Below are 20842 nucleotides of genomic sequence, written 5' to 3'. Positions count from 1 at the left end.
TGCCAAGACGACATGGCGGCTTGCGCTGACGCAAGCCGCGGAGTTTGCCGTTCCTGCTGCCCAATAGAAGAAATCGCCGACATCGACGTTGTCGGTCGCGCACACATGAGTCCATATTTACTACCGCGTTCCCAAACGGTCGTTCGCACCAGTACATTGCTTGCGACCGATCAGCATTTGTCAGCCGACCGGCGTCGGGATGCGGGCGACAACCTTGATCTCGAAATCAAAGCCGGCAAGCCAGTTGACGCCAACTGCCGTCCAGTTCGGATAGGGAGGTTGGCCAATCTCTTCGGCCCGGACGGCCAGCACCGTTTCGATCTGTTCGTCCGGTTTGGTGTGAAAGGTGGTGACGTCGACGACGTCATCGAAGCTACATCCGGCGGCGGCCAAGACCTCGCGCAGATTGGCAAAGGCTTGCCTGACTTGTTCCTCGAACAATGGCTCGGGCGAGCCGTCGTTGCGGCTCCCGACCTGACCGGATACAAAGAGAAGGTCGCCCGAGCGGATGGCGGCGGAATATCTATGAATATCGTATAACGCGTGGCGTTTGGCCGGATAAATGGCGTTACGTGCAGGCATTTCGGTTTCCTTTCAGTCTGGTGCGGTGCGACAGCGGGTCGTCTGAGCCACGTCGGTTTTGATACGAGTGAGAGATAAGGCAATCGGATTGCGTGCGTTAGCCGTTGAAATCGACATGGGATGATGCAGAATCCCCATCAATGGCTCGCCCTTCGCTCAATGACCTTACCGCCTTCGTGGCCGTTGCCACGCACCGCAACTTCCGACGCGCAGCTGACGAGATCGGCACGGCGCCTTCGACGTTGAGCCATGCGATGCGAGCGCTCGAGGAGCGTATGGGCGTGCGCCTGCTGAATCGCACCACACGCAGTGTTTCGCCGACAGAAGCCGGTTTCCAGTTGCTCGGCCGCCTTCAGCCGGCGCTCGCCTCACTGGACGAGGCGCTCGACAGCGTTGCGGGGTTCCGGGGCAATGTTGCGGGAACGGTCCGCATCAACGCACCGCGACTTGTGGCTGGCCTTCTCGTTCGCGGCGTTCTTCCACGGATAGCGGAGCTCCATCCTGAAGTGACTGTGGATATTGTCGTCGATGGGCGACTCATAGACATCGTGTCCAGCGGCTTCGATGCCGGCGTGCGCCCCCTTGGATCAGTCCCCAAGGACATGATCACCGTGTTGCTTGCGCGCCCGCTGACGTTCATCTGTGTCGCCTCGCCCGCCTATCTCGATCGCTTCGGCGAGCCGGGAACCCCCGAGGAATTGCGGCGCCACCATTGCATCGGTCACCGCATGCCCAGCGGCAAGCTCTATCGATGGGAGTTCGAGCGCGCGGGTCAGGAACTCGCACTCGAGGCAAACGGCAGCATCGTACTCGACGACGAAGAGCTGATGGTCGAAGCTGCAATAGAGGGTCTAGGTGTCGCCTACGTGGCTGATTGGGCCGTCGAGGCGGCCTTGTCCGAGGGCAGTTTGCGCAAAATTCTGACCGCGTGGGTGCCGGCTCCAGAAGAAGTTGCGGTCTACTACCCTGGACATCGAGCCGTACCGCCCGCATTGCGGGCCTTTCTCGATGTTGTCAAAGAACTGCGGAAGAAAGCACCTTGACGAAGCGACGAGCGGCCGCACCGTGACTGGTCGTTGAGCTAGCGGTTTCACCTCCTACACCAGCCGACATGTGGTCTGCCTCTAATCGTTATGCGAACGGGTCTCTGTATTTATGATGACCGGTTTGGGGCGGTATTGCGCGGGTCCGGCGCTTCGAGAGCCCCCGGCCCGCGCTAACTGGTCCTCATCGCTCCGGAACGTAGGTCAGCAGGACGGAGCCGTTGCCGAACACCTTCTGCGCCTCGAGCCTGAGCTTGAGGCTTGCAGGGTCGATTGCGTCGTAGAGGCGCTGCCCCTTCCCGACGATGACCGGGATGATCCAGACCTCGATCTCTTCGCTCCCGTGGAGCGTTTTGAAAGGAAGCGGCGAAGCCGTTCTTTTTCTGTCGGTCAAGCAGTGAATCGGCGCCGATCGGCAAGGCCGAAAGGCCGTTTAGGGGCCTTACTCCTTCGCCTGCGATGAGGCTGTGGCGGCGTCAGCCGCCTTCTGCTGTGCGACCATGCGCTTAACCAGGGCGAGGAGATCGCGCGTGGTGTCGTGGGGCAAGTCCACCATAAGTTTTGCCAGTTCAAGACGATCCTCGGCTTCCTCCGGCGTCCGGCCCCAAAGATGAGGAGCAGCCTCAAAAAGCAATTCGATCGGCATGAAGCCGAGGATTTCACAGAGATGGATCATACGAGTGACATGCATTTTGGAGAAAGCACGTTCGTATCGCCCGTAGACAGGCATTGATAGGCCAAGCAAAGGCGCGAGGGCGGCGAGACGGATGTGTGCGTGTTAGCCACGGTGCTGAGCGCTATCGATCACGGCTATCGCGTCGTTCTTGTCACCGATGCATTGTGCAGTTCTTCGGACACAACCCACGACGCCCTGCTAACGGTTTATCATCAACGATTCGCCCAACAGGTCGAAACCGTCGAAATGGAGTCGATCCTTTCATGTTGGACGTAGGAATGGTCGTCGGCTGGCAATTGAAAGCTGAGTTCGAGTGCCGGTATGGTCGAGAACGAACCTCGGTTAGGTCGGTGACGATTCTCTCTGTCGTTCGACGTCTTGAGGCTGCAGTTGCGAGTGAAGGCGGTAAACGGCATCGGAAACTCCTGCATGGTTCGTGCAGGCCAATGCATCCAACCAGGTTGGTTGCCTTCACGGTCGGTTGAAAAGTCGTGCTGTAGGGATTTTCATTCGCCGGACATTGCCTCTCGCTTTATCGCGACAGGGACGCCCTTTTTGGCAATGGGAACTAGCGGAAAAGATGAAAAATCATAACCGCCGCTGCAAGCGCCATGATGCATGTCGCCGCCCAGCCCACCCAACGCATACCCACAGGTATAACGGCACGGCCCATCACATCGCGTCGCGCCGTCATCAGCATCATCACGGTCATCACTGGCACCGCGACCACGCCATTCATCACAGCGCTCCAGTAAAGGGCTCTTATCGGATTGATTGGCGTGAAGTTGAGACACCCACCAATGAGGGTTGCCAGAGCAATCGTCGCATAGAAGGCTTTTGCTTCGAGCGGCTTGCGCGCCAGTCCGATCGGCCATTTGCGCGCTTCGCCGAGAGCATAGCCAGCAGAGCCGGCGAGAACGGGGATCGCTAAGAGCCCTGTTCCAATGACGCCGAGGGCAAAAATCGCAAAGGCGAACTGGCCGGCAGTACACGACGCAAGCCCCTGAAAAAGGCCCCACAGCAGTCCCCTCGCGCCATAAAGCGCATTCGTCTAGATACTTATCTCGGGATGGCGTTCTCAAATCTGGTCCAGGCCAGACCGTAGCCGGCCTGCGCGCCTGCCTGCGAATAGGTCGCGATACCGCTAGGGTCATCATCGGAAGCCCCGGTTATCAGGCCCGGCCCAAGCACGCTCAGCAGCCGCGATTTCGGTGGATCCCGCATCTGACCGGAAACGTCTGCGTTCAAGGCTTTCCTCCCCGCGGACTCAAAAGGCGCGCCTGAGACACGCCATCTGGTTCTCGATCCCCGGTCGACTGCCCAGTTCGAACATTCAGCGAAACCGAATGTTCCAACCGGCAGGCAAAAATCCGCAGCGCCTTTCCCAGCTCAACTGTTGCCAGGCGGCGCTGGCCGGACGGCAGCCGACGAAAAACAGCTCAACGCTTGAATGCAAACAGCCTGGCATCAGTATCGTCGCGGCCAGCAATCGAGGCAGAGACAATCTCCGACGCGATCTGCGAGAATGTTATGCCATTACCGCCATAGCCCATCACGGCATGAATGCGCGGATGCCGGGGTAGCGCTCCTATATAGGGCAGACCGGTGGTCGTAGTGCCGAAGGAGCCGGCCCAAGCAAATTCGGGCAGGGTATTGAGTTTGGGGAACAAGCGGCCCAGTTTTTCGGAAATCCGCGCCGACTTGTCAGCAGTCAGCGCATCGCGACGTATCTCGTCGGTAAAATCCTCATCCTCGCCGCCGCAGATGACGCGGCCGTCCACTGTTGTCCGTATGTAGAGATAGGGCTCCGATGCTTCCCAGATGAGAGCGGCGCCCGGCCAGAGTTTGTGCGGCTGCCGGCTTGTGGCGATCGCCCAAGTCGAGGCGATCCGGTGGGCCGCTGCCGGCACGATGTCGGCCAGCTCGTATCCAGTTGCCAGCACCAGATGCCTTGCCGCGATGGTCGGTCCGCGACTCGTACTGGCAACGATCGCTTCGTTGTTGTCCTCGATCGCCGTTGCCTCGACTGGCGCGTAACAGCGCGCCTTACGCGCCAACGCCTTCAGCAGCAGTCCGGCGGTGAGCCTGCGCGGGTCGAGCGCGATGTTGTCGTGGCTTAGGATTGCAGCGGCACGCTCGATGCTGAACTTTTCAATCAGCTGCCGCCGTGACAGGTACGTTGCACTGATGCCGGCCCGCCTGCGAGCTTCGACCTCATCGTGCAGTTCCGAAGGCCCGAGCGCGTTGCCGGCCAGATAGAGCGACTGAGCGCTGGCTTGGTTACAGTGGATATCCAGTTCGGCAATCCGTCCGCAAAGGTTGAGGACGGCGAGGCGCGCGCGCCGCCAAGCCTGCTCGGCCGCAGCCCGTCCGATCATGGCCGAAAGTAATGTCAACGGCTGATCGATCTCGAACAGGACCAACGCGGTAGTCGCCGCGGTCGAGCCCCTCAGGGGACCTCGTCGGTCGATGCAGATCACCGAATGGCCATTACGCGTCAGAGCCTCGGCTACCATAGCGCCGCTGATGCCCATGCCGACGATCAGCACGTCCGTCTTTACATCGCGCGTCAGCTTTCCGACCGGCACAGAAGGCGAAGGATAGGAAAACCACACAGGCCGTCCGTAGCGAAGGTCGAGTTTGCGAGGCATTGAAAACTCCGAAAACCGCCATCGGTGCGGTTTCTCACCCCGACGAATAAGCCCGCCGCTCAGAGAGAGGCGGGCCGCTTATTCGTGCGGGAGGCGCTAGAGTCGCCCGAGAAGGACAAGAATAATAACGATGACCAGCACAAGGCCGAGGCCGCCGCCGCCATAATAGCCGGTGCCATAGAACGGCCCACCACCTAGGCCGCTGAAACCGCCAAGCAAGGCAAGGATGAGAATGATGATGAGAATGGTTCCAAGGCCCATGGTCTCCGCTCTCCGTGTTTGCACCGCCGCGATAGTTGCAATAGCGCGTCGATGCGCGTGTCGATGGATATGAACTCGCAAAAGGCTTTCCTGTTCCGCCAAGGCGCGTGCCGTACAGATTCATCTTGCGAAAAAGCCGGCTTGCTCAGGAAAAAAAGCCCCGCCGGCCAGGAGCCAGCGGACGAAGGGCGTCTTCACCTCTTGTCCAACCGGAGGGAGTCAGTGGACTTGGCAGGAATGCTTGACACAACCCGAAGCTGCGAGGGGTGGTCAAAAGTACTCGAAGAGGAAGATCTAGCGGGCCGCCCGCCGGCAAGCCGCCCCGCGGTGGCAGTGGCGTGTGCCTGACCGTGCCTGTCGACAAATCCGGGCTCTGGCTCCTGCTTCACAAAGGCGATTAAGTGCTTCAAACGCTTCAAAATACCCGCGTTTGCGGACGGAAGCCAGACTAGCGGTCCTGGTGATCGCCAATCACCGATGCGTTCGAGGACCCGGTACTTCGCGCGCTGGGCCTTAAAGACGATACTTATGGGGAGGCAAAGCGCTTCTTTGAACTGACTGACTGGCAATTGCAAACATCGTCTGCAGTTGCCATGTAGGTGCTATGGGCCGCCGCCAGAGTCCGTCGGACAATTGGCGGAATAGACTTCTTACTTGGCTGAGAGAGAAAATAGTGCATTGAGGTCGCAGACCAGTGACAACAACTCTGTTAGTCGATTGACCACTATAGAATAGAGCTTGTGACGGGAGGCCGGGAGAGCAAAATTTCCGGGTGGTTGCCCCGGGGTCCTAGATGCAGTTCTCCCGCTTTGCCGCGATCATGGAGGATCATCCACGAGTGAGCGGAAACTCAAGGCAGGGGCGTGCACTTGCCCCTAGGTTCCCGGATAGTCACCCCAACAGATTGCCCCGATGATGGCCCAGAACGATCATGTCGAAATTACACCTGGCTGGCATGCATCGTCGATCGACAAGTCTACGGAACAGAACTCCCCCAACGACATTATTAGATCGTCGTTGATAACGCACGGGAGGTTTCCATGGGTCGCGGTATCTTGCTCTGGCTGCTCGGTGTTCCCATTCCGATAATCATTCTCATCATGCTTTTCGCGCGGTAGGAGGCTATGATGCAGTCAACCCTCTTGGCCGCCGATGTTTCCGCGTCGACGGAACCCTCGGCCCCTGCTGTGAGTTGGGGTCCGATAATCGCCGGCGCCTTCGCCGCGTCGACCCTCACTTTCATCCTGATGCTGCTCGGCTCGGGACTCGGCCTCACGATGGTATCGCCATGGTCAGGCGCGGGTGTCTCGGTCACCACGTTCGCGGCGTCCACTGCCGTGTGGCTGGTGGTCGTGCAGTGGCTGTCGTCGGGGGTTGGCGGCTATCTTGCCGGCCGGCTTCGCACCAAATGGGTGGGTATCCACACAGATGAAGTTTTTTTCCGCGACACCGCCCACGGCTTCCTGGCTTGGGCGCTGGCCACGCTGCTTGTCGCCGGTGTGTTGGGCTCGGTACTTTCTGCGGTATTGGGCTCAGGCGTTCAAGCCGCTTCGACCGTCGCCTCGGGTGCCGCGATGGGTGCTTCGGCCGGCGCCTCCGCCAATGCCAGCGGAGCGGTCGACAACACGACATCCTACTTCGTGGATTTGCTTTTTCGGCCGGCCGACCCCAGCAAGCTTGCGGCTGCCAATCCGCAAAACGACGTCGCAGTGGCCGCGCAGGCCTCGCGCATCCTGGTCGCCAGTGCGGCTGCAAGCGAGGTCTCGGCAGACGATAATGCCTATTTGACGAAACTTGTGGCCGCGCGGACCGGGCTCTCGGAAGCTGATGCGAAGGCGCGTGTCGATGGGATGATCGCCAAGGTAAAGGACGAAAAGGTCAAGGCCCAGCAGGCCGCCGACACAGCTAGGAAAGCCAGCGCGACGTTCGCACTTCTTGGCGCACTGTCGCTGATCGTCGGTGCCTTCATCGCAAGCACCGCAGCAGCGCTTGGCGGCCGACAGCGCGACGATGAAGAAGCACTCTATCTTTCGAACCGATAACTAGCCCGGCCTGATCGGCCCGCGTCTCCGAGAGGCACGGGCCTTTTGCCGATGGGCGCGAACCAAAGGCATCTACCCCCTTGCGCTGATCGTCATCTATTTTTGCCGTGGGTCATGCAAGCCGATGCCGATCTGCCGGTAGCGGCCAGCACGACGTTCCAAGACGGCTTCGGCGAGCGAACGGGCAACGTTGCGAGCCTCCTCCTGAATTGCTTCGTTGGCGTCGAGTTCCTCATGACTCGTGGCATACGGCTTCCAGTAACCGATATAGCGGTCGAGTTCCGCATTAGGCCCTGCCGGCGACAACTTCATAAAGCGTAGCCAGTCAGCAATGGACCGCCGCACATTCTCTGCACCGTCTACATCACCGTGCACAATCACAGAAAACAGCCGGCCGGCCAAATGGCGCGGATAGTCCCACCCGGCTAGCTCCACCTCTTTTGCCTTTGTCGCGTCCTTGCCTCGTGTCAGTGAGGGGTCGGGGTTTCCTCCATCGGCGCAGACAAGCCTGTCCATCATGAGTTTGACGTGGGAGGAAACCTGATACCAATTCACCGGCGTGATTATCATTATCCCATCGGCGGCAACCCACATTGGGTAGATTTCGCTCATCCAATCCTGAACCTGGCCGAGCGAATGGTTAGGATAGCAAGAACAAGGCCAGTGGCAGAGTGCGGCGGCCGTCGAAAAGCACGCGTTGCAGGGATGAATGTTCCTCCCGTATTCGCGATAGATCAAGGATTTCGACGGCAAGCTTCGCTTCGGTTTCGATGGTTTCACGAGCGATTTCGGCGAGACGGAAGCTCTTCGACATTTCGCCGGGACAAGTATGCTCGCTGCGCGATGAGCCATTGATGATCAACAGACGTGGCGGGACCGTCAGACTCGTATCGCCGCTGGGCCTGTAGCACCGCTTCGTGCGCCGCAATCCAATCGACGGAGAGATCGTAGTCGGGGTCGGTGAACGCAGAGCCGGCTTTTCTAGTGATCGGGCTCTTGCGGGATTCCGCATAGGCCTCCCAAGCGATTGATGCGATGCGCTCGATTGAAGCGGTTAGTGGTTGGAATGCCGGGTCGACGAATTGCTGTTTGTACCGCGCCTTGAACTCCTCCTCACTCAATTTGGCACTAGGCATGCCTTTGCGAGGCGTCGGGGTCCTCCCGACGAACTTATCGACGAGACGAGGCATTTGCGTATTCCTTCGACAATTTCGTCCAGGAACGCGCGCAACGTCCTAACCGTTGCAACGTTATGACCCTATGCAGTCATTCCTCGCTAGGTTTCCGCTGACACATAGTACCTGTTGAGGAGGAACTGAGCATGTCATCCGGCTGGCCAGTTGGTTCGCGTTCTCACTGGATTTATTCCGCGTTCGGCCGGTCTGTACCTATACTTTCCGAAGCATGCCCAAAGACAGCCGAAATTGCGCGCATTCATAGATATCTCAAAGCGCGTGCTGCCTCCTGCCCGATAGCATGCCGGACCCTGGGAATGATCGTCATCGATTGATCAATGACTGCGGAACCGGGAAGGAAGAACAACACGACCCAGGGCAGGTTCGGGAGCAGCGAAGATCGGCAGTGACAAAAAATGGAGGCTCGACATCCGCCTCCCGGGCCCGAAAACCCATGGTCCTGTATATGTCCTCAGCAATGGCCTATCTCCACGCCATGGATATGAAGCTGGCTGGTCGGGCCAACAAAGACAAAAGTATCCAGTTTGCCATGGCAATAGATCCTGCGCCGGTGGACGTGTTTCAGCCCAGCACATTTTCGGAGATTTCTATTCCTGTCGAGATCGTGAACCTTGGACGGCCAGGACAGATTCCCCGGACAGCGCTCGCTTCCGAGACAGCAACGGCTATTCCGGAGGGTAGGTATTCCACCATTGAGGATGCAAGCCATTACAGCATGTTTGGCGAATGCAAACCCGGCGCGACCGAGATCACCGATTCCGAACAGATTGGCGATCCCATCTGCTCCGACGGAGGCGGACAGTTCCGCCTCGAGATCCATAAACGGCTAATCGCCATGGCCACTGAAGCATTCAGTCGAGCATTGAAACCCGCGCATTGATGGCCGGCAAAGCTTCGGCTGCTATCGCTTAGCGTAGGATTCCGCCCCCTCCCGCAAACGACCCCATTATGCCCAGACGGGTGAGCCAGGCACCAAATCTCGCAAAATAGGTCAGCAACGCTGTCTCAAAGGTACGATAGTGACCAAAAAGGCAAGATAGCGTGGCAATCGATATCTGTATGTCGATTGCCACGCTATTTTGCCTTTTGCGGCAAGCTAAGTATTTGAAATTAAAGAGGGTGAGAATTTCTTGCTGTCAGCGACCTTGCCCTTTTTGTCAACGTAAATTGCCTCCGCCGAAAAACGCTCAAATCGTCGACATCCCCTCTACTTCAAGAAGATCATCATGCACGGTCTCTGCCCTTCCATCACCCGTCGGGGATGCCGAGCGCGAGCAGGTCGCGTCGAAGATTGTCAAGGATTTTCGGATTGCGATAGGGGTCAATCAAAATCGCGCTGACAGTCGCGTCGGGTCTGGCCGCCATGCACTGCCTCACGGCCGCGGTGGCGAGCGCTCGATCCCCTTGCCGCCAATGGCAGACGGCGAGAAATGCATGTGCCCAAAACGAGTAGGAATTGAGATTGCGGTAGGACTCTATCGCCTCGGAATATCGCTCAAGGGCGAGCAAGATTTGCCCTCGGACATCCCAGAACCAGTCGTGGCTGAGCGGATCGTGGGCAATACAGATGTCGAGGTCGGCCAATCCTTCTTCATGCCGTCCCAGATAGCTGCGGCACATTCCGCGAAACGCTCTCGCCCGGCCTTCATTCGGATTGATGCCCATTGCTTGGTCGAGATGGCTTAACGCTTCCTCGGGTTGTCCAAGAAAGATCAGCGGATGCGACACCGCCATGTGGCTCCACACGTCCCGCGGCCCCAGCTTGATGGCGCGGCGGCCATGCACGAGAGCGGTCTCCAGTAACTCCCTATGGTCCGCTGTGCCCTCAAGCAGCCATTTGGCCGTAAGCGTAATCGCCATCATCGCATGGACCGACGCGACGTTCGGATCGAGTTCGATCGCCCGGACCAGATAGGGCTCCGCATCTCGGGTCGTGTCATAGCGTATGGCGAGAGCACGCGCCCGCAGGTAAAGCTGATCGGCATCGAGCTGGGCAATCGGAACGCGGCGTATCTTCTCCACATCCGATGTCCGGACAGCGCCGGCTACAATGGTCGCTACAGCCCTTGCGATCTCGTCCTGAAGCTCGAAAATGTCAGTAAGGTCCCGATCGAACCGGTCGGCCCAGATCAGGTTGCCCGACCTGGCGTCGATGAGTTGCGACGAGATGCGAACCCGGTTGCCCGCCCGGCGGATGCTGCCCTCCAACAGGTAGTCGGCCGACAACTGCTTGGCGATGGTCTGTGTGTCGAAGACCCTTCCCTTGAAGGCGAAGGACGAATTGCGGGCGATGAGGTGAAGTTCGCCGAAACGGCCGAGTTCGGTGATGATGTCCTCGGTTATGCCGTCGCTGAAATACTCCTGGCCGGGATCGTCGCCCATGTTCTCGAAGGGCAGGACCGCGATCACCGGCCTGCGGCTCGGCGCGCCGCCGGATGACGGCTTGGCTTGCGGCTCGTTAACGGCGCAGCGCAAGCGCCGAAGCTCATCGCCCGGCTCGACCTTCAATTCGCGCTTCAGCAGCAGTGCGCAGGTCTCATACTGCCTGATGGCAAGAGCGGTCTGGCCCATGGTCATATGCGCCTGCATCAAGGCGATGTGCGAGGCCTCCCGCAGCGGATCGAGCGCCACCAGCCGTTCCGCGACCGCGATGCGCTCGGCTCCGCTCACCGCCGCCGCCAACGCCTCGAAAACGCGGATCGGCCGCGTCGTGAAATCGTCGCGCGCCTCGCGCAACCAGTCCTCGAAAGCATTGTCGCTCGTCCCCAGACCCTCGAGGAACGGCCCGGCATAGAGGGCGGCCGCTTGGCGGAGGTCGGCCACGTCATGGCTCGACGAGGCCGCGATAAATTCGGCAACATCGATGGTGACATGCTTTGGATTGAGCCCGACACGGTCGCCGACCAGCATCAGCGCATCAGCATCCAGATCGGCAAAATCCTTGCGGATCGCGGCCAGCGCCTGCCGCAGGCTGTTTTTGGCCTGCTCCTCGCCATGACCGCCCCACAGAAGTGCCGCCAGCCGGTTGCGCGTCGCCTCCTGCTTCGGCGCCATCGCCAGGACGGCGAGCAGCGCCCGGTTCTTCCTCGCCAGCACGTCCAGCGCTCGCCCGTCCCCGGCCGTCAGGCGAAACCCGCCCAGGAGATCGAGACGCGCCGGGTTCATCGCGATTTGCTCTGAATTCCGGCATTTTTCGCGGTTTTCACGGCGCTTTTCACGGCCGCCTCACGCCCTCAATTGGAAGTTACCTGTCGCGACTAAACACCATCCGAGGAGAAACTCCAATGTCCGTGGTGTCAGAGGTTCTGGGAAAGACTGGCCGGGCACTCGCAGCCGGGCTGCCGAAATGGCCGCAGATCCGGCTTGGCCGGTTCTTGTGTCGCCTGTCGGCGGCCTATGCCTCGGCGACGTCGATGGCCTACAGGGCGGCAACCGGGTTCGGCCCGCAGGTTCGGAACCGCCATCCCAGTGATGACCCCGGCAGATACTGACGGATGCTGGGCCGGGGGGCCATGATGACCCAAGAGAGCCTGATTACGGATCAACTCGTCGACCTGACAATAAAGCTTAACGCACAGCCGATCCATTTCGATGCCCAGACGCGGTTCGAAGCCATCCAGGCACCGGATGACAGTTGGTTGATCTTCGAAATCAAGGACCCGCGCACATGAATGACTGCGTGCTTTGGGGGCTGAAACGCGAGCCTGCTATTGCACTGGCGTACCTGTTAAATAACGAAGGAAAATGTGCGTCGTGAAGCGATGATCGCACTGAGATGAGGATGCCGCCCGGCTCGGCGTTGGTTTCCAGGCGCGAAGCGATGTTGACTCCATCGCCATAAAGATCGCTGCCCTCGACCATCACATCACCTAAATTGACGCCGATGCGCAGCACGATATGAAGCTTTTCAGGCAGCGCGGCATTGGCGGCAGCCATCGCATGCTGCACGTCTATCGCGCATTGCAAAGCGTTGACGGCGCTAGTGAACTCCACCATCACGCCATCGCCAGTCACCTTAAAAATCCGGCCATCGTGCCTGGCGACCAACGGCTGCAGCACTTGCTTGCGTCGGGACTTGAGTGCGGCCAGCGTCCCGGCCTCATCCGTTTCCATGAGGCGGCTGTAGCCAACCACATCTGCCGCGATTACGGCGGCGAGTCGACGCTGGATACGTTCCTCGGTCATATGCGCGATTGCTCTCGTCTGAAAGCAGTTCGGCAGTGTACCGACGCTTCGTGAACGAGTCTATCAGGCCGGCCTCCTCCTACCTCGGGGAAAGTCAGGAAGGGTGATGAGCACTGCTCGCGGCTAATATCCGGTTTCTGGCAAGCGTCCCCGGCTCACGGGTCAGCAAGGGGTCAACTGGCGACCTCGGTCCCACCGACTTGAATGTCTGGTATCGCTTTTCGATCACCTAAAGCTGCCTGTCCGCCACCGGCCCCGCTCAAGACGTTCGACGCGTCGTCACCAAGCGTCTCCAATTGGCGCTTCCTGCTCCTTCCCGGCAGCCGCTCAAACGGCAAAACCTCCACCCCTCCACGACCTCCGACTGTGGCCTCCTTGATAGGCAAAAAGCCCGCGCTTATGCAGTGGAGGCTATAAGTTCGGTCGCGGTCTGCACGACATTGTCTGCAAATCGACCGTTATCCTGACACGAAATTGTGTTCGGAAACTATGTTCGGTTTGTTGTCACGAGCGGTCGTTAAAAGCGATCAAGGCCGAGCGGCCGGTGTCGACCCCTTTGTGGAAATTTGTTTGGGCCTAGTCGAATTCGCGCCCATGACCCGAATGAGGCGTTCCTGCAAAATAACAAATGTCCGCGTCAAACATTGTGGGCACTCATGGCGCCGCGGTCGTTCCGCAAATGGGAAGGCCGAGGCGTCACGTGCTGATCGAGAGCGACGACGTTAGGAACGGAGGGAGCAGCGGCTAAGATAACGACGTCAGGCGGTTCTGCCCAAAGACGCTTCCGTCGCAACCGCTACCTGCTGCTGACCTGACAGGTCCAGCGCTTGCCGAACCATTCCACTTTCGATGGCCTGGGCGAGGAACCGGTCAAGCGCGGGTATCGAGTCTTCATCGGACTTCGGTACCGCGATGCACTGTTCGATCAGCGCGAAACGGTCTTCAAGGACTTTTAGTTCGGGATGCGACTGGGCGTAATTCTCCAGCGGCTGGCGAATGCCCGCCGCGGCGTTATGGCCCCCTTGGAGAAACAGGGCGAGCGTGTCCGTCGGCGTCGCCGCCCTGACGATCTCCGCGTGTTCTAGCTGCCGGGAGAGAATATGGTCGTAGGCAGCATTGTGGGTCACGCAGACGCGCTGCCCTGGACGGTCGATATCGGCGGCCCCGCGGAAACCGGAATCCTTGCGGACGATGTAAGTCCCCTCGATGGCGACATAGGGTATCGAGAATGCAAGCCTGTCCGCACGGCCCGGATCCCTGGCCAGAAACGCGATCTCCCATTCGCCGCGCTCGGCGGCTTCCGAGACTTTCCCTGCCGACGGATAGATGACCAGGTCGAGTTCGCAGCCGATGCGGCGGGAAAGCTCCCTGGCGATCGCGGGGCTTACCCCGGTGAGGGCGCCGGATCGTTCGTCCCGCTGCGCGAGCGCCGCGTTGCCGATGTTGATGGCCGCACGCAGCCGACGTGACTTCGCAAGGGCGGCGAGCCCATTCCTGTCATCTGCCTCGCTCGTTACGGGTGCCTCCACGCGGTTCATCGGAACCTCGTCGCGAGGGCTTCGGAGCCGCGCGCCAACAATCCGGCGTCGATGCCGACCGCCGTGAACATCGTACCAAGTTCGATGCACCGACGGGCGAAACTCTCGTTCGGCGTCAGGATTCCGGAGGGCTTTCCGATCGCCCGCAACCTAGCGATCGCATCCTCGACCGCCGCGGTCACTTGCGGGTGGTCTGGTTGGCCGACCAAGCCCAGGCTCGCGGCGAGATCGGCCGGGCCAATGAAGACACCATCCACCCCTTCGACCGAGGCAATGTCTTCCAGGCGGTCGAGCGCGACCCTGGTTTCAATCTGCACCAGGAGGCAAAGCTGCGCGTGGGCGGTGCGGCCGTAGTCGGGGACGCGGCCAAATCGCGTGGCCCGTGTGAGGCCGGAGACTCCACGAATCCCTTCCGGCGGATATCGCATCGCCGCTACGGCGGCCTTAGCTTCCTCGCGCGACTGCACATAGGGGATCAGAAGCGTCTGCGCACCGAAGTCGAGGAAGCGCTTGATGAGCACCGCGTCGTTGCTAGCCGGACGGACGACCGCCGAGACATCGTAGGGGGCGACGGCTTGGAGCTGCGGCAGAACCGTCAGCGGATCGCCCGGAGAATGCTCGGTGTCGAACAGCAGCCAGTCGTAGCCAGACCCCGCGACTGCTTCCGCCACATAGCTTCCCGGCAGGCTGCACCACAGGCCGATCTGCTGCCGACCCTCCAGGATGGCGCTCTTGAAGCGGTTTTGCGGAAGGCTCATTGGAACGACACGCCGATCGCGCCGAGTGGGCCGTAATCCGCATGGATCACATCGCCAGCCGCGATGTCGACAGGGCGGGTGAAGGAACCTGCCAAAACGATCTGTCCCTTCGACAGCTTGCCGCCGACAGCATGCAGTTTGTTGACCAGCCAGGCGACCCCAGCAGCCGGATGTCCCATGATAGCTGCGGAGACACCCGATTCTTCGATGATGCCGTTCTTGGAAAGCGTCGCGCCGACCCAGCGAATGTCGACGTCCATGGGCCGGATGGTGCGCCCCCCGATAACGATTGCGCCAAAGGCGGCGTTGTCGGCGATCGTGTCAGTGATGGCGCGCGGCACTTCCGTGCGGTAGTCGATGATCTCCAGCGCAGGCACGACGAATTCTGTCGCCCGCATGACGTCATGGATGCGCGTGCCAGGACCTTCGAGATCCTCGCCCATGACGAAGGCGAGTTCGACTTCCAGCCGCGGCTTGATGAACCTGGCAGCATCGATCCGCGCTCCATCATTGTAGAGGGCGTCATCGAGGATGCGGCCATAGTCCGGCTCAGTCATCTTGGACGCCATTTGCATTGCGCGCGATGTCAGCCCGATCTTGTGACCGGCGACGCGCGCGCCCTTGGCGATGCGTCCCTCCGCCCAGAGATCCTGGATGCGATAGGCATCCTTGATCTCGATATGCGGATAGGTGCGGCTGAGCTGCGGGATCGGTTTGCGGACCTGTTCTGCGTTGAGGAGTGCTTCGGCGGCGCGGCGGTGTTCTTCGTCGGTGAGCATTTCTTTGTACTTTCGGCAGTATTGGAAGGCAGAGGAAGCCGGACGGCCCGGCTTGAATTATTTGATCGGCGGCTTCGGCAGCACAGCTTCGCCAGGCTCCATCACATAGGTGTAATCGAGCGAATACCACGGTGCGTCGATGGCCGGTTCGCTGGGATGCGGTTCGTCATGCCGAATGAAATCTCCCGTCAGTGCACGGGTGACGCCGAACTGGACGTCGTCGCCGATATGCGGATCACGCGGGTCGAAGACCTGTGAAATCAGGACCTTGTAGCCTGTCTTGAATATCAGTGCATGGAGATGCGCGGGGCGGTAAGGGTGCCGGTTCTGGGCACGCAAAAGCCGCCCTACCACTCCATCGGTCGGAATGGGATAACCGACCATCTTGACGGTCCTGAACCAAAAGCGGCCCTCGGCGTCCGTCGTGAATTTGCCGCGCAAATTCATGTCGGCCTGCTCTGGATCCTGGTTCTCGTAAAGGCCGACCGGAGAGGCGTGCCAGACATCGACGTCTGCGCCGACGATGGGCTGGCGGTTCCTGTCCTGCACGCGAGCGGTCACGAACAGCGGTACGCCCGGCGTGTCGGAGCGGACAATGGTTCCGCCATTTTCCACGCGCGGCGAGTTCAGTCGCCAGAAGGGGCCAAGCAGGGATTGGGACGTCTCCGTCTGGCCTTGGTCGCCGTTGTTGAGGAGGCAAACCAGGGTGGAGACGCCGAGCGATCCAGCCATGAGAATCATCTCGTTGTGGTGGTCGGTTTGCAGCTTGCCGATCTCGTTGAGAATGCCGGCTGCTTCCCGGAACTCGGCTTCGGTCAACCGCGCTTCGCGAACGAAGGCATGAAGGTGGGTGATGAGAGAAGTCATGATTTCGCGCAGACGCCGATCACCTGTCTGCTGCATGACCCTGAGTGCGGCTTCGGTCACGTCCTGCTGGTTCTCGATGACCATGGGGCCTCCTAGTCACCCTTTCTGTGCAAAATCATCGATTATTTGTCAAGAGCTATTTACCTCTCACCTCCTCAAAGCTGGGAGAAACTGGCAGCAGATTACGAATATCATATTGAAAATAATGAGTTTTGTGACCTATCATGGATGCAGTGCCGAGCACTCGGTCATTCTAAGCACTTGTGATTGACACAGATAATCGTTTATCTTAGGGACAATCCACCGAGTGTTCGGTTGTCGATGGCGGGAGGTAATGGTGAAGGACGTCGCGGTACCGAAGCTAGGAGAAGAGGCTGAGATGGCCGCTGGTTCGGTTGGGCGTTCTTCCGAGTTGTTCGTAGACGACGGCAAGAACACCATTGCCAGCCAACTCGCTTCGCGACTTCGCGAGGCCGTTGTCTCTGGGCAACTCGAAGCCGGCAGCAAGATCAATCTCGATCGAGCGAGGCAACAGTTTCATGTCAGCCTCAGCCCGTTGCGTGAGGCGCTGGCAAGGCTGATTTCGGACGGTCTTGTCGAATTCGAGGACAATCGCGGCTACCGCGTCGCGTCGGTGTCGCTCTCCAATCTCGAAGAGATCACCAGCTTGCGAGAAGAGCTTGAAACATACGCGCTCCGCGAAGCGATGAGGGTCGGCGACTTCAATTGGGAAGGTGATGTCATGCGTGCTCTGCACCGACTTAACCGTACCGAGCGCGATGCGTCGCGGCCTGAGACGCTTGAGAAATGGGAGGCTTTGCACCGCGAATTCCATTTGACGCTGATTGCGGGTTGCAACAAGCCGCTGCTGCTGAGCTTTTGCAAAGTCCTTCTGAACCTCAATGACCGCTACCGCCGAACTTTTCTGCGCGCGACCTCGGGCGACCGCAACGTCAGCGTCGAGCACAGTGAAATCGCCCAGGGCACCGTTGCGCGCGACGTGGATTACGCCTGCGCCAAGTTGCGCGATCACATCCACCGCACGGGAACAAATCTGCGCAAGCATCTCGCCGACAACGGGATCAGGTGAATGCTGGCGCTCAGGAAAGCATTTCGATGAGTTCCGCTTTTGCGATGCCGCATCTCGGCCTGGCTCATTTCTCGGCGATCGGCGTGCCGCCAGTTGAGCTGGTCGGATTGGCGGCCGGCGCCGGCTTCTCGGCGGTTGGTCTGCGGCTCTATCCGGCGTTTCCCGGCGCACCTTTCTACGAATTGCCCGCTGGAAGCGCCGCATCTCGCGACCTGCGCAACCAGCTCGATGACACCGGGATTTCTGTCTACGACATTGAGTTCGTGACGATATCGCCGGAGTTCACTTCGTCCGCAATTGCCCCGATTCTCGAAGCCGCCAGAGTGCTCGGCGCGCAAAGGGTCAGTGTCTGCGGAGACGATCCGCAACGGTCACGGCTCGTCTCGAACTTCGCCGCCTTATGTGATCTGGCGTCGGAATTTGAGATGAGCGTCGATCTCGAGAACATGGGCTGGCGTTCCATCGCCACCTTTTCGGACAGCATTTCCGTCGTCGAGGAAGCCGGCAAGGCAAACGGCGGCGTCCTGGTCGACGCACTGCATTTCTCGCGAAATGGCGGGGCACCCGGCGATCTGCGAGCCGTGCCGACCGCGCTGATTAGAAGCGTCCAGTTGTGCGATGCGGCCGCGCGGCCGCCCCGGTCCCATGAGGAGATGACCCGCGAAGCGCGTACGGGACGGCTTGCTCCGGGTTTTGGAAGTCTTCCGCTGGTCGAACTTCTTCGGGAGTTGCCTGCAGGCGCAGCGCTGTCGGTCGAGGTGCCGATCGGCGCGTCCGACAGCCCGCCTGACCATATCCGGCGGCTGTTCAATGCGACGCGGGAAATTCTGAAGGTTGCAGCGCGAACCAGACGGGAAGGCTGAACGGCAAGCGGAATATCCACTGGCCGAAGGCGACTTCGAGCCTGTGGTACGGGAGGAGGAAATAAGTGGGCTATGCGTTGGACTTCGGCGTCGTGTTCGACAAGATGCCTGAGCTGCTGCTCGGCGCCTTGGCTACGATGGGTCTGGCGCTTGCCGGGATGGCGCTGGCGATCGTGATCGGCGTTCTTGGCGTCGTGGCCCGCAAGTCTCAGTTCAAACCACTTCGCACCCTCGTCATCGCCTTCGTCGAGGTGGTTCGCAACACACCGTTTCTGGTGCAGATCTTCTTCATATTCTTCGCCCTGCCACTCCTCGGGCTGCGCCTGAACCCGACCGTGACGGCAATCATCGCCCTCGGAATCAATGGTGGCGCCTATGCCATCGAGATCATTCGCGGAGGCGTAGAGAGTATTCACAAAGGCCAGATCGAGGCTGGGTTGGCGCTTGGGTTGCACCGCGCTCAGGTGTTCCGGCTGATCGTCCTCAAGCCGGCGCTGCGCGCAATTTATCCATCACTTACAAGCCAGTTCATCATGTTGACCCTGACGACGTCAGTCTGCACGTCAATTGCTGCTTATGAATTGACTTCGGTGGCGCAGATCATCGAGTCAGATACTTTCAAGAGTTTTGAAGTATATTTCACAATTACACTAATGTATCTCGTGATTTCGTGGATTATGATGGGAATATTCGGATTCATCTCGCGCTATTACTTCAGCTATCCAGTGCGTTGAGGAGGTAACGATGGGACCCTTGGGCCTGAACGAACTGCTCTTCCTTCTTCAGGGGCTTAAATGGACGCTGCTCTTGTCGGCGATCGGCTTTATCGGCGGCGGCGTCTTCGGCCTTCTGATCGCGCTGGCGCGGACCGCGGAGATCAAGGTTCTGCGGCAAGCGGCCGGGGGATATATCTCGGTCTTTCAGGGCACGCCGCTTCTGATGCAGTTGTTCGTCGTCTATTACGGCATCGCGCTGTTCGGCTTCAATGTCGAGGCGTGGGTGGCGGTCGCCATTGCGTTCACATTGCATGCGAGCGCCTTTCTCGGCGAGGTTTGGCGCGGCGCGATCCAGGCAATCCCGAAGGGCCAAAGCGAAGCCGCGAATGCACTTGGACTGCATTACGCGTCGCGCATGAAGGACATCGTTCTTCCGCAGGCGCTTCGGATCTCTCTGCCGGCGACCGTCGGCTTTCTCGTTCAGCTCATCAAGGGCACGTCGCTTGCGGCCATTGTCGGCTTCATAGAACTCGCCCGCGCGGGTCAGATCATATCGAACCAGACGTACCGGCCGCTGATCGTCTTCGGAATCGTCGGCGCAATCTACTTTGTCATTTGTTGGCCGCTGTCTCTTTACGGCACCCGACTCGAAAATCGGCTTGCGATGGCAGCTCGATAAGCGGGCTTCGAAAGCCGGTGAATACCGGAAATGCAACCCAGGGAGTGACTAGTATGTTTGACACATTCGTACTGCGCGTGAAGCGGCGCAGCATTCTTGCCGGAGCAATCGCGCTCCTCTCAGTGCCCATCGTCGGCGCCTCAATGGCACAGGCTGCGTCGGTTGAGGAAATCAAGGCCAAAGGCAAAATCATCGTCGGTATCCAGGGCGACAATGCGCCATGGGGGTTCGTCAATTCCAGTGGCATGCAGGACGGCTATGACGCCGACATCGCCAAGCTGTTCGCCAAGGAATTGGGAGTCGAGGTTGAGTTTGCCCCCTTGGCAGTCGCGAACCGTATCCCGGCGCTGGTGACCGGCAAGGTCGACATCCTGTTCGCGACGATGGCGATGACCGAGGAGCGCGCAAAATCGATTCAATACAGCAAGCCCTATGCCGGCAACATCGTCGGAGTGGTCGCGGAGAAGACGGTTGCCATAAAGGGGCCGGAAGACTTGGCTGGGAAGGAAGTCGGCGTGCCGCGTTCCAGCACGATGGACAAAGCCATAACCGAGAAGGCCCCGCCGACTGCGACGATCCGTCGGTTCGACGACGACGCGGCGACGATTCAGGCTCTACTGTCGGGTCAGGTCCAGGCCGTCGGCGGAAACCAATTCTATCCGCAACGCCTCAACGATGCCAAGCCGGATACTTTTGAAATGAAGTTTCCTCTGCTGACCTCCTACAACGGCGTTGGCACGCGACTGGGTGAACGCGACTGGAATGAAGCCGTCAATGCCTTCCTCGACAAGATCAAGGCGAGTGGCGAACACGCGGACGTGTACAAGAAGTGGATGGCGCTTCCGCTTCCCGAATTTCCCGAGTCGATGCCGAACATCCCCTACACGGTCAACTGACGGGCAACCAGAGGGATCCC

Annotated in this window: 19 protein-coding genes and 7 pseudogenes; 12 read left to right on the top strand and 14 right to left on the bottom strand. The window is 59.7% G+C overall.

Going from position 1 to position 20842, the window contains the following annotated elements; translation table 11 throughout:
- Positions 1–180: 180 nt before the first annotated feature.
- A complete protein-coding gene (locus tag EJ066_RS01785) occupies positions 181–582 on the bottom strand; it encodes a RidA family protein (RefSeq protein ID WP_126034531.1) in 402 nt (133 codons plus the stop codon).
- 140 nt (positions 583–722) lie between these two features.
- On the opposite strand from EJ066_RS01785, the gene EJ066_RS01780 reads away from it, so the two are divergent.
- Positions 723–1625: a LysR family transcriptional regulator gene (locus EJ066_RS01780; RefSeq protein ID WP_126034530.1), complete on the top strand. Its 903-nt coding sequence runs from the start codon at positions 723–725 to the stop codon at positions 1623–1625.
- 184 nt (positions 1626–1809) lie between these two features.
- Here the strand turns inward: EJ066_RS01780 and EJ066_RS01775 are convergent, their stop codons facing one another.
- Positions 1810–2019, bottom strand: a complete 210-nt coding sequence (locus EJ066_RS01775) for a hypothetical protein (RefSeq protein ID WP_126034529.1) — start codon at positions 2017–2019, stop codon at positions 1810–1812.
- 48 nt (positions 2020–2067) lie between these two features.
- Positions 2068–2379, bottom strand: a pseudogene (locus EJ066_RS01770) (transcriptional regulator); the annotation flags it as partial.
- On the opposite strand from EJ066_RS01770, the pseudogene EJ066_RS01765 reads away from it, so the two are divergent.
- Positions 2380–2577 (top strand): annotated as a pseudogene (locus tag EJ066_RS01765) (cysteine hydrolase family protein); the annotation flags it as partial.
- 292 nt (positions 2578–2869) lie between these two features.
- Here EJ066_RS01765 and EJ066_RS01760 read toward each other — a convergent pair.
- From EJ066_RS01760 to EJ066_RS01745, 4 genes and pseudogenes are all read right to left on the bottom strand, one after another.
- Positions 2870–3286: pseudogene (locus EJ066_RS01760) on the bottom strand (divalent metal cation transporter); the annotation flags it as partial.
- A gap of 101 nt (positions 3287–3387) precedes the next feature.
- A pseudogene (locus EJ066_RS01755) lies at positions 3388–3525 on the bottom strand (divalent metal cation transporter); the annotation flags it as partial.
- 215 nt (positions 3526–3740) lie between these two features.
- Positions 3741–4952, bottom strand: coding sequence for an FAD-binding oxidoreductase (locus EJ066_RS01750; RefSeq protein WP_126034528.1), 1212 nt, complete (start codon positions 4950–4952; stop codon positions 3741–3743).
- Positions 4953–5048: 96 nt separating this feature from the next.
- Positions 5049–5213 carry a DUF3309 family protein gene (locus EJ066_RS01745; protein ID WP_126034527.1) on the bottom strand — a complete coding sequence of 55 codons (165 nt, stop codon included), beginning with the start codon at positions 5211–5213 and terminating at the stop codon, positions 5049–5051.
- A 464-nt stretch (positions 5214–5677) separates the two neighbouring features.
- Between EJ066_RS01745 and EJ066_RS31710 the strand changes: the two are divergent.
- Positions 5678–5895 (top strand): annotated as a pseudogene (locus EJ066_RS31710) (hypothetical protein); the annotation flags it as partial.
- 445 nt (positions 5896–6340) lie between these two features.
- Positions 6341–7255: a hypothetical protein gene (locus EJ066_RS01735; RefSeq protein WP_126034526.1), complete on the top strand. Its 915-nt coding sequence runs from the start codon at positions 6341–6343 to the stop codon at positions 7253–7255.
- 96 nt (positions 7256–7351) lie between these two features.
- Here the strand turns inward: EJ066_RS01735 and EJ066_RS01730 are convergent.
- Positions 7352–8391 (bottom strand): annotated as a pseudogene (locus EJ066_RS01730) (flavodoxin family protein).
- Positions 8392–8884: 493 nt separating this feature from the next.
- On the opposite strand from EJ066_RS01730, the gene EJ066_RS01725 reads away from it, so the two are divergent.
- The gene (locus tag EJ066_RS01725; protein ID WP_126034525.1) at positions 8885–9331 is read left to right on the top strand and encodes a hypothetical protein; all 447 of its coding nucleotides are present in this window, start codon (positions 8885–8887) and stop codon (positions 9329–9331) included.
- 368 nt (positions 9332–9699) lie between these two features.
- Here the strand turns inward: EJ066_RS01725 and EJ066_RS01720 are convergent, their stop codons facing one another.
- On the bottom strand, positions 9700–11616 hold the full coding sequence (locus tag EJ066_RS01720; RefSeq protein WP_126034524.1) for a BTAD domain-containing putative transcriptional regulator: 1917 nt from the start codon (positions 11614–11616) through the stop codon (positions 9700–9702).
- A gap of 119 nt (positions 11617–11735) precedes the next feature.
- Here EJ066_RS01720 and EJ066_RS01715 point away from each other — a divergent pair, with 119 nt between their 5' ends.
- Both EJ066_RS01715 and EJ066_RS31245 read left to right on the top strand, forming a co-directional pair.
- The gene (locus tag EJ066_RS01715; protein ID WP_126034523.1) at positions 11736–11942 is read left to right on the top strand and encodes a hypothetical protein; all 207 of its coding nucleotides are present in this window, start codon (positions 11736–11738) and stop codon (positions 11940–11942) included.
- A 24-nt stretch (positions 11943–11966) separates the two neighbouring features.
- Positions 11967–12122 (top strand): hypothetical protein, encoded by a 156-nt coding sequence (locus EJ066_RS31245; protein ID WP_189644415.1) that lies wholly within the window; start codon positions 11967–11969, stop codon positions 12120–12122.
- A gap of 100 nt (positions 12123–12222) precedes the next feature.
- On the opposite strand, the pseudogene EJ066_RS01710 reads toward EJ066_RS31245, so the two are convergent.
- From EJ066_RS01710 to EJ066_RS01690, 5 genes and pseudogenes are all read right to left on the bottom strand, one after another.
- Positions 12223–12636: pseudogene (locus EJ066_RS01710) on the bottom strand (adenylate/guanylate cyclase domain-containing protein); the annotation flags it as partial.
- Positions 12637–13394: 758 nt separating this feature from the next.
- The gene (locus EJ066_RS01705) at positions 13395–14174 is read right to left on the bottom strand and encodes a transporter substrate-binding domain-containing protein (protein WP_126034521.1); all 780 of its coding nucleotides are present in this window, start codon (positions 14172–14174) and stop codon (positions 13395–13397) included.
- Positions 14171–14932 (bottom strand): 4-hydroxy-2-oxoheptanedioate aldolase, encoded by a 762-nt coding sequence (gene hpaI / locus EJ066_RS01700; protein WP_126034520.1) that lies wholly within the window; start codon positions 14930–14932, stop codon positions 14171–14173. Before hpaI ends, EJ066_RS01705 begins: the two co-directional genes overlap by 4 nt.
- On the bottom strand, positions 14929–15711 hold the full coding sequence (gene hpaH / locus EJ066_RS01695; protein ID WP_126034519.1) for a 2-oxo-hept-4-ene-1,7-dioate hydratase: 783 nt from the start codon (positions 15709–15711) through the stop codon (positions 14929–14931). Before hpaH ends, hpaI begins: the two co-directional genes overlap by 4 nt.
- 57 nt (positions 15712–15768) lie before the next feature.
- Complete coding sequence (locus EJ066_RS01690; RefSeq protein WP_126034518.1) at positions 15769–16662, bottom strand: dioxygenase; 894 nt, start codon at positions 16660–16662, stop codon at positions 15769–15771.
- Positions 16663–16957: 295 nt separating this feature from the next.
- On the opposite strand from EJ066_RS01690, the gene EJ066_RS01685 reads away from it, so the two are divergent.
- From EJ066_RS01685 to EJ066_RS01665, 5 genes are all read left to right on the top strand, one after another.
- Positions 16958–17668 carry a GntR family transcriptional regulator gene (locus tag EJ066_RS01685; RefSeq protein WP_126043712.1) on the top strand — a complete coding sequence of 237 codons (711 nt, stop codon included), beginning with the start codon at positions 16958–16960 and terminating at the stop codon, positions 17666–17668.
- 26 nt (positions 17669–17694) lie between these two features.
- The gene (locus tag EJ066_RS01680) at positions 17695–18531 is read left to right on the top strand and encodes a TIM barrel protein (protein ID WP_126034517.1); all 837 of its coding nucleotides are present in this window, start codon (positions 17695–17697) and stop codon (positions 18529–18531) included.
- A 65-nt stretch (positions 18532–18596) separates the two neighbouring features.
- Positions 18597–19265 (top strand): amino acid ABC transporter permease, encoded by a 669-nt coding sequence (locus EJ066_RS01675; RefSeq protein ID WP_126034516.1) that lies wholly within the window; start codon positions 18597–18599, stop codon positions 19263–19265.
- A 10-nt stretch (positions 19266–19275) separates the two neighbouring features.
- Positions 19276–19926 (top strand): amino acid ABC transporter permease, encoded by a 651-nt coding sequence (locus tag EJ066_RS01670; protein ID WP_126034515.1) that lies wholly within the window; start codon positions 19276–19278, stop codon positions 19924–19926.
- Between the two features lie 53 nt (positions 19927–19979).
- Positions 19980–20822, top strand: a complete 843-nt coding sequence (locus EJ066_RS01665) for a transporter substrate-binding domain-containing protein (RefSeq protein WP_126034514.1) — start codon at positions 19980–19982, stop codon at positions 20820–20822.
- Positions 20823–20842: the final 20 nt, after the last annotated feature.

The sequence above is a fragment of the Mesorhizobium sp. M9A.F.Ca.ET.002.03.1.2 genome (genome assembly GCF_003952365.1).
Classification (GTDB): Bacteria; Pseudomonadota; Alphaproteobacteria; order Rhizobiales; family Rhizobiaceae; genus Mesorhizobium.
Note: the sequence above shows the minus strand (reverse complement) of the source record. Positions and strands in the feature narration are given on the sequence as shown.

Excerpts from the sequence above, each read along its gene's own strand:
- EJ066_RS01685 (WP_126043712.1), top strand. The coding sequence starts at position 16,958 with ATGGCCGCTGGTTCGGTTGGGCGTTCTTCCGAGTTGTTCGTAGACGAC.
- EJ066_RS01680 (WP_126034517.1), top strand. The coding sequence starts at position 17,695 with ATGAGTTCCGCTTTTGCGATGCCGCATCTCGGCCTGGCTCATTTCTCG.
- EJ066_RS01745 (WP_126034527.1), bottom strand. The coding sequence starts at position 5,213 with ATGGGCCTTGGAACCATTCTCATCATCATTCTCATCCTTGCCTTGCTT.
- EJ066_RS01750 (WP_126034528.1), bottom strand. The coding sequence starts at position 4,952 with ATGCCTCGCAAACTCGACCTTCGCTACGGACGGCCTGTGTGGTTTTCC.
- EJ066_RS31245 (WP_189644415.1), top strand. The coding sequence starts at position 11,967 with ATGACCCAAGAGAGCCTGATTACGGATCAACTCGTCGACCTGACAATA.
- EJ066_RS01780 (WP_126034530.1), top strand. The coding sequence starts at position 723 with ATGGCTCGCCCTTCGCTCAATGACCTTACCGCCTTCGTGGCCGTTGCC.
- EJ066_RS01735 (WP_126034526.1), top strand. The coding sequence starts at position 6,341 with ATGCAGTCAACCCTCTTGGCCGCCGATGTTTCCGCGTCGACGGAACCC.
- EJ066_RS01725 (WP_126034525.1), top strand. The coding sequence starts at position 8,885 with ATGGTCCTGTATATGTCCTCAGCAATGGCCTATCTCCACGCCATGGAT.
- hpaI (WP_126034520.1), bottom strand. The coding sequence starts at position 14,932 with ATGAGCCTTCCGCAAAACCGCTTCAAGAGCGCCATCCTGGAGGGTCGG.
- EJ066_RS01705 (WP_126034521.1), bottom strand. The coding sequence starts at position 14,174 with ATGAACCGCGTGGAGGCACCCGTAACGAGCGAGGCAGATGACAGGAAT.
- EJ066_RS01720 (WP_126034524.1), bottom strand. The coding sequence starts at position 11,616 with ATGAACCCGGCGCGTCTCGATCTCCTGGGCGGGTTTCGCCTGACGGCC.
- EJ066_RS01785 (WP_126034531.1), bottom strand. The coding sequence starts at position 582 with ATGCCTGCACGTAACGCCATTTATCCGGCCAAACGCCACGCGTTATAC.
- EJ066_RS01715 (WP_126034523.1), top strand. The coding sequence starts at position 11,736 with ATGTCCGTGGTGTCAGAGGTTCTGGGAAAGACTGGCCGGGCACTCGCA.
- EJ066_RS01690 (WP_126034518.1), bottom strand. The coding sequence starts at position 16,662 with ATGGTCATCGAGAACCAGCAGGACGTGACCGAAGCCGCACTCAGGGTC.
- hpaH (WP_126034519.1), bottom strand. The coding sequence starts at position 15,711 with ATGCTCACCGACGAAGAACACCGCCGCGCCGCCGAAGCACTCCTCAAC.
- EJ066_RS01670 (WP_126034515.1), top strand. The coding sequence starts at position 19,276 with ATGGGACCCTTGGGCCTGAACGAACTGCTCTTCCTTCTTCAGGGGCTT.
- EJ066_RS01665 (WP_126034514.1), top strand. The coding sequence starts at position 19,980 with ATGTTTGACACATTCGTACTGCGCGTGAAGCGGCGCAGCATTCTTGCC.